This window comes from Streptomyces chiangmaiensis (genome assembly GCF_036281785.1).
In the GTDB taxonomy this organism is placed as follows: domain Bacteria; phylum Actinomycetota; class Actinomycetes; order Streptomycetales; family Streptomycetaceae; genus Streptomyces; species Streptomyces chiangmaiensis.
In genome coordinates this window covers 1-14717 of sequence record NZ_JAYWVC010000194.1, presented here as the reverse complement: position 1 = coordinate 14717, position 14717 = coordinate 1, and the positions used below count along the sequence as shown (strand labels likewise).

Below are 14717 nucleotides of genomic sequence, written 5' to 3'. Positions count from 1 at the left end.
CGGAACGGCGACGCCCGACGGGCGTCGCCGTTCACTCCTCCGCCGAAAAGGCCGGTGGACTGTGGATCTCAGACGTTGAACCCGAGCGCCCGAAGCTGCTCGCGGCCGTCGTCCGTGATTTTGTCGGGGCCCCACGGCGGCATCCAGACCCAGTTGATCCGCAGCTCGCTGACGAGACCGTCCGTGGCGGACTTGGCCTGGTCCTCGATGACGTCCGTCAGCGGACAGGCCGCCGAGGTCAGGGTCATGTCCACGGTGGCGATGTTCGCCGAGTCGTCGATGTGGATGCCGTAGATCAGGCCGAGGTTGACGACGTCGATGCCCAGCTCGGGGTCGACGACGTCCATCAGGGCCTCGCGGAGCTCCTCCTCCGAGACCGGCTTCATCTCCACGGTGTCGCTCATGCCGTCTTCCTTTCGGCGTCGGCTCCGCCCAGCGCCTGGGCCGTCGCGTCCTTCCACGCCATCCAGCTCAGGAGGGCGCACTTCACCCGCGCCGGGTACTTGGAGACGCCGGCGAACGCGACCGCGTCCTCCAGCACCTCCTCCATCGCGTCGTCGGGTTCGATCCGGCCCTTGGACTGCATCAGCTCCAGGAAGGCCTCCTGGATCTTCTGCGCGTCGGCCAGTTCCTTGCCGACGAGCAGTTCGTTCAGTACGGAGGCCGAGGCCTGGCTGATGGAGCAGCCCTGGCCCTCGTACGAGACGTCCTTGATCGTCGTGCCGTCGTACTTCACACGCAGCGTGATCTCGTCGCCGCAGGTCGGATTGACGTGGTGCACCTCGGCGTCGCCATCCCTCAGACCACGCCCGTGCGGGTTCTTGTAGTGGTCCAGGATGACTTCCTGGTACATCGAATCCAGCTTCACGGTTTCAGCACGCCCTTCAGCCGAAGAAGTTCCGTACGTGCTCCAGCCCCTCGACCAGTGCGTCGATCTCGGCCGGCGTGGAGTACAGATAGAACGACGCTCGCGTGGTCGCAGGAATTCCGTACCGCAGGCAGACGGGGCGGGCGCAGTGGTGGCCGACCCGGACCGCGATGCCCTGCTCGTCGAGGACCTGGCCCACGTCGTGCGGGTGGATGTCACCGAGCGTGAAGGAGATCGCCGCGCCCCGGTCCTCGGCCGTCGTCGGGCCGATGATCTTAAGGTCGGGGACCTCGCTCAACCGCTGCACCGCGTACTCCGTGAGCGCGTGCTCATGGGCGAGGATCTTGTCCATCCCGATCGAGTTCAGATAGTCGATCGCCGCGCCGAGACCGACCGCCTGCGCGATCGGCGGCGTACCCGCCTCGAACTTGTGCGGGGCCGGAGCGTACGTCGACGAGTGCATGGACACGGTCTCGATCATCTCGCCGCCGCCCAGGAACGGAGGCAGGTCCTCCAGGAGCTCCTGGCGGCCCCACAGCACGCCGATACCCGTCGGACCGCACATCTTGTGGCCCGTGAAGGCCACGAAGTCGGCCTGCAGGGCCTGGACGTCCAGCGGCATGTGCGGCGCGGCCTGGGAGGCGTCGATGCAGACCAGGGCGCCGACCTCCTGGGCGCGCCGGACTATCGCGTCGACCGGGTTGACCGTGCCCAGGATGTTGGACACCAGCACGAAGGAGACGATCTTCGTCTTCTCCGTGATGATCTCGTTGATGTTGGACAAGTCGAGGCGGCCGTCGTCGGTGAGGCCGAACCACTTCAGCTTCGCACCCGTGCGCTGCGCCAGCAGCTGCCACGGCACGATGTTGGAGTGGTGTTCCATCTCCGTGATGACGATCTCGGTCTCGTGGTCCACCCGGTAGGGCTCGTCGGCCCAGCCGAGCATGTTCGCCACGAGGTTGAGCGATTCGGAGGCGTTCTTGGTGAAGATCACCTCGTCGCGGCTCGGTGCGTTGATGAACGCGGCGACCTTGTCACGCGCGCCCTCGTACAGCGCCGTGGCCTCCTCGGCGAGCACATGCACACCGCGGTGGACGTTGGCGTTGTAGCGCTCGTAGTACTCGGCGAGGACGTCGAGCACCTGGCGCGGCTTCTGCGAGGTCGCGGCGTTGTCCAGGTACACGAGCTTCTTGCCGTCGTGGACCAGCCGGTCCAGGACGGGGAAGTCCTTGCGGATCGCCTCGGTGTCGAGGAGGCCTGGCAGCTGTGTCACGCGGATACGCCACCCTTCACGTATGCCTCGTAGCCCTCTTCCTCCAGCTTGTCCGCGAGCTCGGGACCGCCGGACTCGACGATGCGGCCGCCGGCGAACACGTGGACGTGGTCGGGCTTGATGTAGCGCAGGATGCGCGTGTAGTGCGTGATCAGCAGGGTGCCGACCTCGCCGGTCTCACGGACGCGGTTGACGCCCTCGGAGACGATGCGCAGCGCGTCGACGTCGAGGCCGGAGTCCGTCTCGTCGAGGATCGCGATCCTGGGCTTGAGCAGCTCCAGCTGGAGGATCTCGTGGCGCTTCTTCTCACCGCCGGAGAAGCCCTCGTTCACATTGCGCTCGGCGAAGGAGGGGTCCATGTGGAGATGCTCCATGGTCTCCTTGACCTCCTTCACCCAGGTGCGCAGCTTGGGGGCCTCGCCGCGGATCGCGGTGGCGGAGGTGCGCAGGAAGTTGGAGACGGAGACGCCGGGGACCTCGACCGGGTACTGCATCGCCAGGAACAGGCCCGCGCGGGCGCGCTCGTCGACGGACATCTCCAGGACGTCCTCGCCGTCGAGCAGCACGGTGCCGCCGGTGATCGTGTACTTCGGGTGGCCTGCGAGCGAGTAGGCGAGGGTCGACTTGCCCGAGCCGTTGGGGCCCATGATGGCGTGCGTCTCGCCCTGCTTCACGGTGAGGTCGACGCCCTTGAGGATCTCCTTCGTGGCGTTGTCGGCCTCGACGGTGACGTGCAGGTCTCGGATTTCAAGCGTTGCCATGGGTGCCTCAGGACTCCTGGGTGAGGGAGACGAGCACGTCGTCCCCTTCGATCTTTACGGGGTATACGGGGACGGGGCGCGTCGCGGGAAGGGCGTCGGGCTTTCCGGAACGAAGATCGAAGCGCGAGCCGTGCAGCCAGCACTCGATATGGCAGTCGTCGACCTCGCCCTCGGCGAGCGACACGTTGGCGTGGGAGCAGATGTCGTTGATCGCGAAAACCTCGCCCTCGGTCCTGACGACCGAGATCGGCGTGCCGTCGAGTTCCACCCTCTTCGGGGTGTCCTCCTCCAGCTCGCTCAGCCCACAGACGCGTACGAACAGGGTCATGCGACCGACGCCTCCAGCTCCTCTTCGATCTTGGCGATCAGACGCTCCTCGATGTCGCCGACGCCGATCTGCTGGACCAGCTCGGCGAAGAAGCCGCGGACGACGAGGCGGCGGGCCTCGTGCTCGGGGATACCGCGGGCCATCAGGTAGAAGAGCTGCTCGTCGTCGAAGCGGCCGGTGGCGGAGGCATGGCCGGCACCGACGATCTCGCCGGTCTCGATCTCCAGGTTGGGGACCGAGTCGACGCGGGCGCCGTCCGTGAGGACCAGGTTGCGGTTCATCTCGTAGGTGTCCGTGCCCTCGGCCTTGGCCTCGATGAGCACGTCACCGATCCACACGGCGTGCGCGTCGTCACCCTGGAGCGCGCCCTTGTAGACGACGTTCGACTTGCAGTGCGGGGTGTTGTGGTCGACGAAGAGCCGGTGCTCCTGGTGCTGGCCCGTGTCGGTGAAGTAGAGCCCGAACAGCTCGGCCTCGCCGCCGGTGCCGGCGTACGTCACGCGCGGGTGCAGGCGTACGACGTCGCCGCCGAAGGTCACGACGACGGACTTGAAGGAGGCGTCGCGGCCGACCAGCGCGTTGTGCTGGGCGACGTGCACCGACCTGTCGTCCCAGTCCTGGACGGAGACGACGGTCAGCTTGGCGCCGTCGCCCAGGACGTAGTCGACGTTGGCGGCGAGCACCGCGTCACCGGTGTGGTCGATGACGACGACGGCCTCGGCGAAGGCACCGAGCTCGATCACCTGGTGGCCGAAGGCGACCCCGCCCTCACCATGCACGGCGATCCGGATCGGCTCGGTGAGCACCGTCTCCTTGGCGACGGTCACCACTCCGGCCTGCTCGAACGCCGAGTACGCCTGGGCGGCGACGCGGTCCACCGGGGTACCCGCCTTGCCGAGCCGCGCGTCGTCGCGGCCGACGGACTCGACCGTCACGCCCTCGGGTGCCTCGACGGTGACCTTCACGCCGCCGCCGTTCGCGACGGCGGTGCCGTCGTGCAGCCCGCGCAACCGCTCCAGCGGCGTGAACCGCCACTCCTCCTCACGGCCGTGCGGGACCGGGAATTCGGCCACGTCGAAGGACGGCGGCGCGCTCATGCGCGTGGCGACGGTCGACTCGGCGGCCACCGCGATCGTGCCGGCGGTCGTCGAGCCCACCGGCGGGGGACCCCCCGCTCGAGCGGAGCCGAGAGTGGGGGAGTTCTGGGCCTCAGCCATGGCTGTCGTTGTGCTCTCTTCCTACGTCGGTTGTGATCCTCGGCCCGCCCCGTACGGGCGGGCCGGCGCTGCTCGAAGGGGGCGGGTCAGCCGACCGCGCCTTCCATCTGCAGCTCGATCAGCCGGTTGAGCTCCAGTGCGTACTCCATCGGCAGCTCCTTGGCGATCGGCTCGACGAAGCCGCGCACGATCATCGCCATCGCCTCGAACTCGGAGAGCCCGCGGCTCATCAGGTAGAAGAGCTGGTCCTCGGAGACCTTGGAGACGGTCGCCTCATGGCCCATGGACACGTCGTCCTCGCGGACGTCCACGTAGGGGTAGGTGTCCGAGCGGGAGATGGTGTCCACGAGCAGCGCGTCGCAGAGCACGTTGGACTTGGAGCCCGCGGCGCCCTCTCCGATCTCGACCAGGCCGCGGTACGAGGTACGGCCACCGCCGCGGGCCACCGACTTGGAGACGATGTTGGACGAGGTGTTCGGCGCCATGTGGACCATCTTGGATCCGGCGTCCTGGTGCTGGCCCTCGCCCGCGAAGGCGATGGACAGGGTCTCGCCCTTGGCGTGCTCGCCCATCAGGTAGACGGCCGGGTACTTCATCGTCACCTTGGAGCCGATGTTGCCGTCGATCCACTCCATGGTCGCGCCCTCGTAGGCCACGGCGCGCTTGGTGACCAGGTTGTAGACGTTGTTCGACCAGTTCTGGATGGTCGTGTAGCGGCAGCGGGCGTTCTTCTTGACGATGATCTCGACGACCGCGGAATGCAGCGAGTCCGACTTGTAGATCGGGGCCGTGCACCCCTCGACGTAGTGCACGTAGGCACCCTCGTCGACGATGATCAGGGTCCGCTCGAACTGGCCCATGTTCTCCGTGTTGATGCGGAAGTAGGCCTGGAGCGGGATCTCCACGTGCACGCCCGGCGGCACGTAGATGAAGGACCCGCCCGACCACACGGCGGTGTTCAGCGCGGCGAACTTGTTGTCACCTGCCGGGATGACGGTGCCGAAGTACTCCTTGAAGAGCTCCGGGTGCTCCTTCAGCGCGGTGTCGGTGTCGAGGAAGATGACGCCCTGCTCCTCCAGGTCCTCACGGATCTGGTGGTAGACGACCTCCGACTCGTACTGGGCCGCGACACCGGCCACGAGGCGCTGCTTCTCCGCCTCGGGGATGCCGAGCTTGTCGTACGTGTTCTTGATGTCCTCGGGCAGGTCCTCCCAGGACTCCGCCTGCTTCTCCGTGGAGCGCACGAAGTACTTGATGTTGTCGAAGTCGATGCCCGACAGGTCCGAGCCCCAGTTCGGCATGGGCTTCTTCTCGAAGAGCCGCAGGCCCTTGAGGCGCAGCTTGGTCATCCACTCCGGCTCGGACTTCTTGCCGGAGATGTCACGGACGACCTCTTCGTTCAGACCTCGCTTCGCCGCGGCACCGGCCTCGTCGGAGTCGGCCCAGCCGTATTCGTACTTGCCCAGACCCTCGAGTTCGGGGTGGGCAGTCTCCGTGGGGAGAGTCATGCGGGGTTCCTCCCGGCCGTGCTGGCAGATGCGTTGTGGGTGGTCTCGGAATTCTTAGCTTGGGACGCCTTGGGGATGAACGTCGTACAGACGCCGTCGCCGTGCGCGATCGTCGCCAGTCGCTGGACGTGGGTGCCGAGCAGCTGGGAGAAGACCTCCGTCTCGACCTCGCACAGCTGCGGGAACTGCTCCGCGACATGGGCGACCGGGCAGTGGTGCTGGCAGAGCTGTTCGCCGACCGGTGCGCTGCGCGCCGTGGCAGCGTACCCGTCCGCACTCAAGGCCCTGGCCAGGGCTTCGGTGCGCTGCTCGGGACCGGCGGCCTCGATCGCCGCGCGGTAGGCAGCGGCCTGCTCGGCGAGCCGGGCGCGGGCGAAGGCCACGACGGCCTCGTCCCCGCCGTACCGCTGCTGGATCCAGCGCAGGGCGTCCGCGGCCAGTTTGTCGTAGGACTGGTCGAAGGCGTCGCGGCCGCAGTCGGTGAGCGCGAAGACCTTCGCGGGGCGACCGCGCGTACGTGCCCCGTACACACGCTGCTCACGGGCTGCCACGACGTCGTCGGCGGCCAGTACGTCCAGATGCCGTCGTACGGCCGCCTGGGTGAGCCCCAGCCTGCCGGCGAGCTCCGCGACGGTCGACGGGCCATGGTCCAGGATGGATCGCGCGACCCGGTTGCGCGTGGAGCGCTCCCCGGTCGTGAGCTCCTCCTGAGGGGCCCCCGTGGGGGTCGCCCGAGCCTCGCCGACGTTTTTCACAACGCCATTGTTGCGTAATTCCTCGGAGACTGACAAGCGTCGTCCGGGCGCCCCCGCGGTGCGGTGCATCACTTAGGTTCACCTAAGCCGACCTGCGGAAACGATCTTTGATCGATCAAATCGGTGGCGCACACCCAGTCGGTCGGGAAAACTGCCGGACCATGCCCGTACCCCCTCCCACCGGCCCTCTTGTCACTCGGGACACCATCGCCGCACAACTGCGCAGCCTCGGCGTGGAGCCCGGCGAGACGCTCCTTGTGCACTCCTCTCTCAGCGCGCTCGGCTGGGTGTGCGGAGGGGCCGTCACGGTCGTCCAGGGGCTCCGTGACGCGCTCGGTCCCGACGGCACCCTGGTGGTCCCCGCTCAGACCGGCGGCCTCTCGGATCCCGCGGTGTGGAGCAATCCGCCCGTGCCCGAGGAGTGGTGGGAGACGATCCGGGCCGCCATGCCCGCCTACGATCCGCTGGTCACCCCCACGCTCGGGGTCGGCGTGATACCGGAGACCGTCCGCACCTGGCCCGGCGCTCTGCGCAGCGCGCACCCGCAGACGTCCTTCGCGGCGCTCGGTCCACGCGCGGCGGAGATCGTCGACCGGCACGACCCCGGCTGCCGGCTCGGCGAGCGCAGCCCGCTGGCCCGGCTGGAGGCGCTCGGTGCCCGGGTGCTGCTGCTCGGCACGGGCTATGAGACGTGCACCAGCTTCCATCTGGCCGAGTACCGGATCCCCTCTCGCCCGGTCCGTGTGGGCCGGCCGGGGCCGAACGGCTGGGAGGTGGTGACGGAGGTCTCGATCACCTCGGACCGGTTCGACGAACTGGGCCACGACTTCGAGCGGGACCGGCCGGTGATACGGGGAGGAGTGGGCGCGGCCGGCGTACGGCTGTTCCCCGTGGCGGACGCGGTGGCGTACGCGGAGCGGTGGCTGGCGTTGCACCGGCCGGGCGCGGAGTAGTTTTCCGACCCCCTCGTCGGACGCCCGGTGCGGCTACCTAGACTCTGGACCCATGCGAAGTGAGCCGGTCGTCCAGGTGCGGTCCCTGGTGAAGCGGTACGGCGCGAAGACGGCGGTGGACGGCCTCGACCTCGTGGCCGGGGCGGGCGTCACCGCCGTTCTCGGCCCGAACGGGGCGGGCAAGACCACCACGATCGAGACCTGCGAGGGGTACCGGAAGCCGGACACCGGCACGGTGCGTGTCCTGGGCCTGGACCCGGTCGGTGAAGCCTCCGCGCTACGCCCCCGTATAGGTGTGATGCTCCAGTCGGGCGGCGTCTACTCGGCCGCCCGCGCCGACGAAATGCTCCGTCATGTCGCCAAGCTGCACTCACACCCGCTGGACGTGGACGAGCTCATCGAACGGCTGGGGCTCGCCGGCTGCGGACGTACCGCCTACCGGCGTCTGTCGGGCGGGCAGCAGCAGCGGCTGGCGCTCGCCATGGCCGTCGTGGGCCGCCCCGAGCTGGTCTTCCTGGACGAGCCGACCGCCGGCCTCGACCCGCAGGCCCGCCGTGCCACCTGGGACCTCGTCCGCGATCTGCGCGCCGACGGCGTGTCCGTGATCCTGACGACGCACCACATGGACGAGGCCGAACAGCTCGCCGATGATGTGGCGATCATCGACGCGGGCCGGGTCGTCGCGCAGGGCTCCCCGGATGAGTTGTGCCGTGGCGGCGCCGAGAACACGCTGCGCTTCACGGGCCGCCCGGGTCTGGACGTGGGGTCCCTGCTCAAGGCGCTTCCGGCGGACTCCACGGCGGGTGAACTGACGCCGGGCGTCTACCGCGTGGTCGGCAAGGTCAACCCGCAACTGCTCGCGACGGTCACCTCCTGGTGCGCCCAGCACGGAGTGATGCCGGATCGGATCTCCGTCGAACGGCACACCCTCGAGGACGTCTTTCTCGAGCTGACCGGCAAGGAGCTGCGTTCGTGACCACCATCGGCACCTACGCGCCGAAGCCCGGCGCCGCCCCCCTTTCCCGCATGATCGCGGCGCAGGCCGCGCTCGAGACGAGGATGCTGCTCCGCAACGGCGAGCAGCTCCTGCTGACGGTCGTCATCCCGACGCTGCTGCTGCTCCTCTTCGGCTCCGTCGACATCGTGGACACCGGTGCCGGCAAGGCCGTCGACTTCCTCACGCCGGGCATCCTGGCGCTCGCCGTGATGTCGACCGCGTTCACGGGCCAGGCCATCGCGACCGGATTCGAGCGCCGTTACGGCGTGCTGAAGCGACTCGCCTCCTCGCCGCTGCCCCGCTGGGGGCTGATGACCGCCAAGACGGCCTCCGTCCTGGTCACCGAGGTCCTCCAGGTGATCCTGCTGACGGTGATCGCCTATGCACTCGGCTGGTCCCCGCACGGCGACCCGCTCTCCGTGCTGCTTCTGCTGGTCCTGGGCACGGCGGCCTTCTCCGGGCTCGGCCTGCTCATGGCGGGCACCTTGAAGGCCGAGGCGACCCTGGCCGCCGCCAACCTGGTCTTCCTGCTGCTGCTGGTGGGCGGCGGTGTGATCGTGCCGCTGGACAAGTTCCCCGCCGGCGCCCAGGACGTCCTCGCCCTGCTGCCCATCTCCGCCCTGTCGGACGGCCTGCGGGACGTACTCCAGCACGGGGCGGGCGTACCCGTCGCAGACCTCGGCATCCTGGCCGGGTGGGCGGTCGTGGGGCTGGCCGCGGCCGGGGCGTTCTTTCGCTGGGAGTGATCCCTTCGCGTGGCCCGGCTCCTCGGGGGACCTTCGGGGGGCGACCCCTCGTGAAACCGTGCACAAGCGGCCCCCTACGATGAGGGGCGTGCCAAACGTGACCCGCGCCGATGCCGTAGCGGCCGTGCGCAACCCGCTCGCCTTCATCGCCGCACGCTGGACCCCGAATCCCCGGACGGTGCAGCGGGCGGCGCTCGCCGCGCTCGTCATGTCGGTGGTCATCGTCGTCACCGGCGGTGCCGTACGCCTGACCGGCTCCGGACTCGGCTGCCCGACCTGGCCGCAGTGCACGGACGACTCGCTGACCACGACCCGCGCCATGGGCATGCACGGCGTGATCGAGTTCGGCAACCGCATGCTGACCTACGTGCTGTGCGCGGCGGTCGGCTGGGCGATCATCGCCGCGCGCTCGGAGAAGCCGCGGCGTCGCAGCCTCACCCGGCTCGGCTGGGCGCAGTTCTGGATCGTGATGAGCAACGCGGTCCTCGGCGGCATCGTCGTCCTCGTCGGCCTCAACCCGTACACCGTCGCCGCCCACTTCCTGCTCTCCACCGCGCTCATCACGGTGGCCACACTCATGTGGCAGCGCACCCGCGAGGGCGACACTGCGCCGCGTCCCCTCGTCGGCCGGGCCGTGCAGCAACTGGTGTGGTTCCTGGTCGTCGCCTCCGTCCTGCTGATCGCGGTGGGCACCGTGGTCACCGGCGCGGGCCCGCACGCGGGCGACTCCAGCGACGTCGAGCGCATCGGGATCGACTGGGAGACCGTCGCCAAGCTGCACGCCGTGCTCGCCTGGATCGTGGTGACGCTGACGTTCGCCCTGTGGTTCGTGCTCAAGGCGGTCGATGCGCCCATCGTCCCGCGGCATCGCACCCGGGATCTGTTCCTGATCCTCCTGGGCCAGGGCGCCATCGGCTATGTCCAATACTTCACGCACCTGCCCGAACTCCTGGTCGGGCTCCACATGTTCGGCTCCTGCCTGGTGTGGATCGGGGTGCTCCGAGTGCTGCTGTCGTTGCGTGAACGCCCGGAGGTGAGGGCGGGTCTCCCGGGTCCCTCGGCGGAGTCGGCCCTCAGCACCGCCTGACGCCGGCGCCGGGACCGCACGCTCACTTCAGCCCGTACACCCGCCAGGCGTTTCCCGCGGCGATCATCCCGCCCACCCGCTGTGCGTCCTCCAGGGACCAGGCACCGTCGGCAACCCAGCCTCCCAGCAGCCGGGAGAGCGCCTCACGGAACAGTCGGGCGCCGACCACATGGAGTTCGGGCAGGCCATGGGCGCCGCTGGAGAAGAGGAGCTTGCCGAAGGGTGCCAGCTCCAGGATCTCGGCGAGCACGTCGGCGGCACGGGCCCCCGTGCGCACGAGGGCCGCGCCCAGGTCCGCGTACACATGAGGAAACACTCCGGCCAGATGCGCCGCGTGCCGGTGGTACGGATAGCCGTGCAGCAGCACGAGGTCCGTGCCGAGCCCGGCCGTCGCACGCACGAAGTCGGTGAGCAGGACCGGGTCGGTGCGGTCGATGCGCAGGCCCGGTTCGCCGAGGCCCGCGTGGAGTTGGAGGGGGCGGCCGGAGGCCACCGCACTCCACAGCAGATGGCGCAGCAGGACCGGATCCGACAGGGTGCCGCCCACCCGGCGGCCCGCGAGCCAGCGACCGGCGGCGCCGCGCACCTCGCCCGGCCCGGGCGGCTCGGGCGCGAGCGCGAGACCATGGCGTACGCCCGCCACCGAGGTGAACGCCACAGCGTGCGCCGCGGCCCCGTGGATGGACTCGGCGAGGTTGGCGAGTAACGACTCCACCGTTCCCGAGGTGTCGGCCACCTGCTCGGCGAGCAGTTCCAGGCGGACGATCTCGTGTGCCTCGGCGGCTCCCGCGGAGGCCATCTCGGTGGGCCCGGTGAGGTCGCCGGGCAGCCCGGTGTCGACAAGGTAGGTGGTGATACCGCTGCCCCGAAGCAGCCGGCGCCCCGCCTCCAGGACGCCGAGTTCGCGACGCCGGGCAAGATAGCGGGCGGGCGGGCAGTGCGGTTCCAGGCCGAGCAGCGGCGGACACCAGCGGCGTACGGCGAAACCCGTCTGGGTGTCGAAGGTGGTGGTGCCCGCCGCCGGTGGGCCCTCTGTTCGCGCCAAGTGGGCCTCGAAAGTGCCGAGACCCAGCTCGGTGCGGAGCACGCCGTGGCAGTACTGATCCACCAGGGACGGCGTTTCGATCATCCGGACTCCCCGCGACTGGACCGTGCCTGCACAGGTCCTAACGGGTGAAGCGGGCGTGAGGTGTTGCTCTCAGACGGTGCGCTTGCCGCCGACCTGGATCCCCGCCATGCGCGTCCACTCGTACGGGCCGGTCTTCACCTTTCCTGCGAACTCGCCGTCGAACGCCTCGTGGACGGTGATGCCCGCCTGCTGCACCGCCTTCTCGGCGATGTCGTACGTCGGTGCGACAAGATCGCCCCAGCCGCCGTCCTCGCCGACGAGCACGATCCGGGCGCCGCGCTGCCCGATGTAGGCCACCTGCCCCTCGGCACCGCCGTGTGCCTTGGCGAAGGCGTTGATCTCCCTGGCCAGCCGGGCCGCCCTGCGCTCGGCCTTGGCGGCCTGCTTGGCGCCGGTGCCCTCGTCAACCTGCTGCATGTCTGCCATGGCCAGGATGCTACCCACGAGTAGATCAAACGGCGACGTGAGGGGCGCGTGGCCTTGACCACGGGCACCTCCCGTCGGCCGGACGCGGGACCTAGTGCTGTGGCCGGAAAGGTTTGCCGGTGAACCTTTCCGGTCGCCGCACTAGCGGAGGAAGGGGTCCACCGCCACCGCCACGAACAGCAGCGAGACATAGGTGATGCTCCAGTGGAACAGCCGCATCTCCTTGAGCTTGACGCCCGTCGTCTCCGCCTTCGCCCGGTTCTGCAGCGCGTGCGCCTCCCACAGCCACCAACCGCCGGCCGCCAGGGCCACCACCGTGTAGAACCAACCGGTGTAGCCGAGCGGGGTGAGCAGCAGCGAGACCACCACCATCACCCAGCTGTAGATCACGATCTGCCGGGCGACCACCTTGTTGGAGGCGATGACCGGCAGCATCGGCACACCCACGCGCGCGTAGTCGTCCTTCACCTTCATCGACAGCGGCCAGTAGTGCGGCGGCGTCCAGAAGAACATGACGAGGAACAGGATGACCGGCGCCCACGACAAGGAGTTCGTGACGGACGACCAGCCGATGAGGACCGGGAGGCAGCCGGCGATGCCGCCCCACACGATGTTCTGCGAGGTACGCCGTTTGAGGATCATCGTGTAGACGACGACGTAGAAGAGGAGCGCTCCGAGCGACAGCCAGGCGGACAGCCAGTTGACGGTGAAGCCGAACAGCAGTGTCGAGACCACCGCCAGCGTGATCCCGAAGGTGAGGCACTCGCGGGGGCTGACCGTGCCGATCACCAGTGGACGCCGCGAGGTGCGCTCCATCAGCGCGTCGATGTCACGGTCGATGTACATGTTCAGGGCGTTGGCGCCGCCCGCGGATAGGTAGCCGCCGACGCAGGTGAGCAGCACCAGCCGGAGGCTCGGCACCCCCTGCTGGGCGAGGAACATCACCGGGACGGTGGTGATCAGCAGCAGCTCGATGATCCGCGGCTTGGTCAGCGCCACGAACGCCTTGACACGGGCCCCGAGCGGCCGCGGACCCCGGCTGCTGCTCGACCCGAGCTCCCCCACAGCCGTAACGGCATGGGGGGTGCTCCCACCCGTCGGACGGGAATCGACGGCCGTCACGTACACCCCTGACAGAGACATCCCAGCGAACCCACCGGCTGTGAACTCCCGGTAAAGGCTCGCGCGTACCCACGCAACTTTAGACGTTGCCCACAGCCCGCCCTCCGCGGGGGTGGGTCGTGTTGGAGCCGTCGTGGGAAGGGCCCGGCGTGCGGCGCCCACAGCGATGCGGGAGCAGAACCGTTCTCGGTTGAGCGTTCGGACGACCGGCTTCGTATTCAGTTGCCGACCGAGGATCGGCCCGGTCGAGAGGCGGATAGCGGCGACTCCCGGCAGTCTGGAATGACTCGAAAAGACCCATGTACCTACGGGGGTAGGCTCAGCAGCGGCCGGTGGGCGCCCAGCGCACCGGCATTCGACATGTGGAGAGGAGCCCTGACCCAGGGTGAGCACCAAGCCGACCACAACAGACCTCGAGTGGACCGAGTTGGACCAGCGGGCCGTGGATACCGCCCGGGTTTTGGCGGCCGATGCCGTACAGAGCGTCGGTAACGGCCATCCGGGTACGGCGATGAGCCTGGCCCCGGCCGCGTACACCCTTTTCCAGAAGGTGATGCGGCATGACCCGGCTGATCCTGCGTGGGTGGGCCGTGACCGCTTCGTCCTGTCCGCGGGCCACACGTCCTTGACCCTGTACACGCAGCTCTACCTGGCCGGTTTCGGTCTGGAGCTGGACGATCTGGAGGCGTTTCGGACGTGGGGGTCGAGGACTCCCGGTCACCCTGAGTACGGGCATACGCGGGGCGTGGAGACGACGACCGGTCCGCTGGGCCAGGGTGTTGCGAACGCGGTGGGCATGGCGATGGCCGCGCGGTACGAGCGTGGTCTGTTCGACCCGGAGGCCGCGCAGGGCACCTCGCCCTTCGACCACTTCATCTATTGCATCGCCGGTGACGGCTGCCTTCAGGAGGGCATCTCGGCGGAGGCGTCCTCTCTGGCCGGTCACCAGAAGCTGGGGAATTTGGTCCTCCTGTGGGACGACAACCACATCTCGATCGAGGGTGATACCGAGACGGCGGTGTCCGAGGACACGGTCAAGCGGTACGAGGCCTACGGCTGGCACGTGCAGCGCGTGGCGCCCAAGCCGGACGGGGACCTGGACCCGCACGCCGTCTACGACGCGATCCAGGAGGCGAAGAAGGTCACGGACCGGCCGTCGTTTATCGCGATGCGCTCGATCATCGCCTGGCCGGCCCCGCATGCGCAGAACACCGAGGCCGCCCATGGTTCGGCGCTGGGCGAGGAGGAGGTCGCGGCCACCAAGCGTGTCCTTGGCTTCGACCCGGACAGGAACTTCGAGGTCGCCGACGAGGTTCTGGCCCACACCCGCAAGGCCCTGGAGCGGGGCCGTGAGGCGAGGGCCGGGTGGGAGAAGTCCTTCCAGGAGTGGCGGGGCGGCAACGCCGAGCGCGCCGCCGAGTTCGACCGCATGAGCAAGGGTGAGCTGCCTACGGGCTGGGAGGAGAAGCTTCCGGTCTTCGAGGCGGGCAAGGGCGTCGCCACGCGTGCTGCCTCCGGCAAGGTGCTGCAGGCCCTGGGCGCGGTCG

The 14717-nt window shown here is 69.0% G+C and carries 15 protein-coding genes and 1 pseudogene; 5 read left to right on the top strand and 11 right to left on the bottom strand.

Features of this window, described 5'->3' with window-relative positions:
- Positions 1-68: 68 nt before the first annotated feature.
- From VXC91_RS34950 to VXC91_RS34915, 8 genes are all read right to left on the bottom strand, one after another.
- Positions 69-404 carry a metal-sulfur cluster assembly factor gene (locus VXC91_RS34950; protein ID WP_059133070.1) on the bottom strand — a complete coding sequence of 112 codons (336 nt, stop codon included), beginning with the start codon at positions 402-404 and terminating at the stop codon, positions 69-71.
- Positions 401-868, bottom strand: a complete 468-nt coding sequence (sufU, locus tag VXC91_RS34945; protein WP_329511381.1) for a Fe-S cluster assembly sulfur transfer protein SufU — start codon at positions 866-868, stop codon at positions 401-403. The genes VXC91_RS34950 and sufU overlap by 4 nt, the downstream gene beginning before the upstream one ends.
- A gap of 16 nt (positions 869-884) precedes the next feature.
- Positions 885-2141 (bottom strand): cysteine desulfurase, encoded by a 1257-nt coding sequence (locus tag VXC91_RS34940; protein ID WP_329511380.1) that lies wholly within the window; start codon positions 2139-2141, stop codon positions 885-887.
- Complete coding sequence (gene sufC / locus VXC91_RS34935) at positions 2138-2902, bottom strand: Fe-S cluster assembly ATPase SufC (RefSeq protein ID WP_329511379.1); 765 nt, start codon at positions 2900-2902, stop codon at positions 2138-2140. Before sufC ends, VXC91_RS34940 begins: the two co-directional genes overlap by 4 nt.
- Before the next feature lie 7 nt (positions 2903-2909).
- Positions 2910-3230, bottom strand: coding sequence for a non-heme iron oxygenase ferredoxin subunit (locus tag VXC91_RS34930; RefSeq protein ID WP_329511378.1), 321 nt, complete (start codon positions 3228-3230; stop codon positions 2910-2912).
- Positions 3227-4447, bottom strand: a complete 1221-nt coding sequence (gene sufD / locus VXC91_RS34925; RefSeq protein ID WP_329511377.1) for a Fe-S cluster assembly protein SufD — start codon at positions 4445-4447, stop codon at positions 3227-3229. Before sufD ends, VXC91_RS34930 begins: the two co-directional genes overlap by 4 nt.
- Before the next feature lie 86 nt (positions 4448-4533).
- Entirely contained in the window at positions 4534-5955 is a 1422-nt protein-coding gene (gene sufB / locus VXC91_RS34920) for a Fe-S cluster assembly protein SufB (protein WP_329511376.1), read from the bottom strand.
- Entirely contained in the window at positions 5952-6710 is a 759-nt protein-coding gene (locus VXC91_RS34915) for a helix-turn-helix transcriptional regulator (RefSeq protein WP_329511375.1), read from the bottom strand. Before VXC91_RS34915 ends, sufB begins: the two co-directional genes overlap by 4 nt.
- Positions 6711-6871: 161 nt before the next feature.
- On the opposite strand from VXC91_RS34915, the gene VXC91_RS34910 reads away from it, so the two are divergent.
- The 4 genes from VXC91_RS34910 to VXC91_RS34895 all read left to right on the top strand — a co-directional run bounded on the left by VXC91_RS34910 (position 6872) and on the right by VXC91_RS34895 (position 10493).
- Entirely contained in the window at positions 6872-7663 is a 792-nt protein-coding gene (locus VXC91_RS34910) for an aminoglycoside N(3)-acetyltransferase (protein WP_329511374.1), read from the top strand.
- A gap of 52 nt (positions 7664-7715) precedes the next feature.
- Positions 7716-8639, top strand: a complete 924-nt coding sequence (locus VXC91_RS34905; protein ID WP_329511373.1) for an ABC transporter ATP-binding protein — start codon at positions 7716-7718, stop codon at positions 8637-8639.
- Positions 8636-9406 carry an ABC transporter permease gene (locus VXC91_RS34900; RefSeq protein ID WP_329511372.1) on the top strand — a complete coding sequence of 257 codons (771 nt, stop codon included), beginning with the start codon at positions 8636-8638 and terminating at the stop codon, positions 9404-9406. Before VXC91_RS34905 ends, VXC91_RS34900 begins: the two co-directional genes overlap by 4 nt.
- A gap of 79 nt (positions 9407-9485) precedes the next feature.
- The gene (locus VXC91_RS34895) at positions 9486-10493 is read left to right on the top strand and encodes a COX15/CtaA family protein (protein ID WP_329511371.1); all 1008 of its coding nucleotides are present in this window, start codon (positions 9486-9488) and stop codon (positions 10491-10493) included.
- 22 nt (positions 10494-10515) lie between these two features.
- Here VXC91_RS34895 and VXC91_RS34890 read toward each other — a convergent pair whose 3' ends face one another.
- The 3 genes from VXC91_RS34890 to VXC91_RS34880 all read right to left on the bottom strand — a co-directional run bounded on the left by VXC91_RS34890 (position 10516) and on the right by VXC91_RS34880 (position 13176).
- Positions 10516-11622, bottom strand: a complete 1107-nt coding sequence (locus VXC91_RS34890; protein ID WP_329511370.1) for an amidohydrolase family protein — start codon at positions 11620-11622, stop codon at positions 10516-10518.
- A gap of 69 nt (positions 11623-11691) precedes the next feature.
- A complete protein-coding gene (locus VXC91_RS34885; protein WP_329511369.1) occupies positions 11692-12048 on the bottom strand; it encodes a hypothetical protein in 357 nt (118 codons plus the stop codon).
- A 141-nt stretch (positions 12049-12189) separates the two neighbouring features.
- Positions 12190-13176, bottom strand: coding sequence for a heme o synthase (locus VXC91_RS34880; RefSeq protein WP_408057551.1), 987 nt, complete (start codon positions 13174-13176; stop codon positions 12190-12192).
- Between the two features lie 379 nt (positions 13177-13555).
- On the opposite strand from VXC91_RS34880, the pseudogene VXC91_RS34875 reads away from it, so the two are divergent.
- A pseudogene (locus VXC91_RS34875) lies at positions 13556-14717 on the top strand (transketolase); the annotation flags it as partial.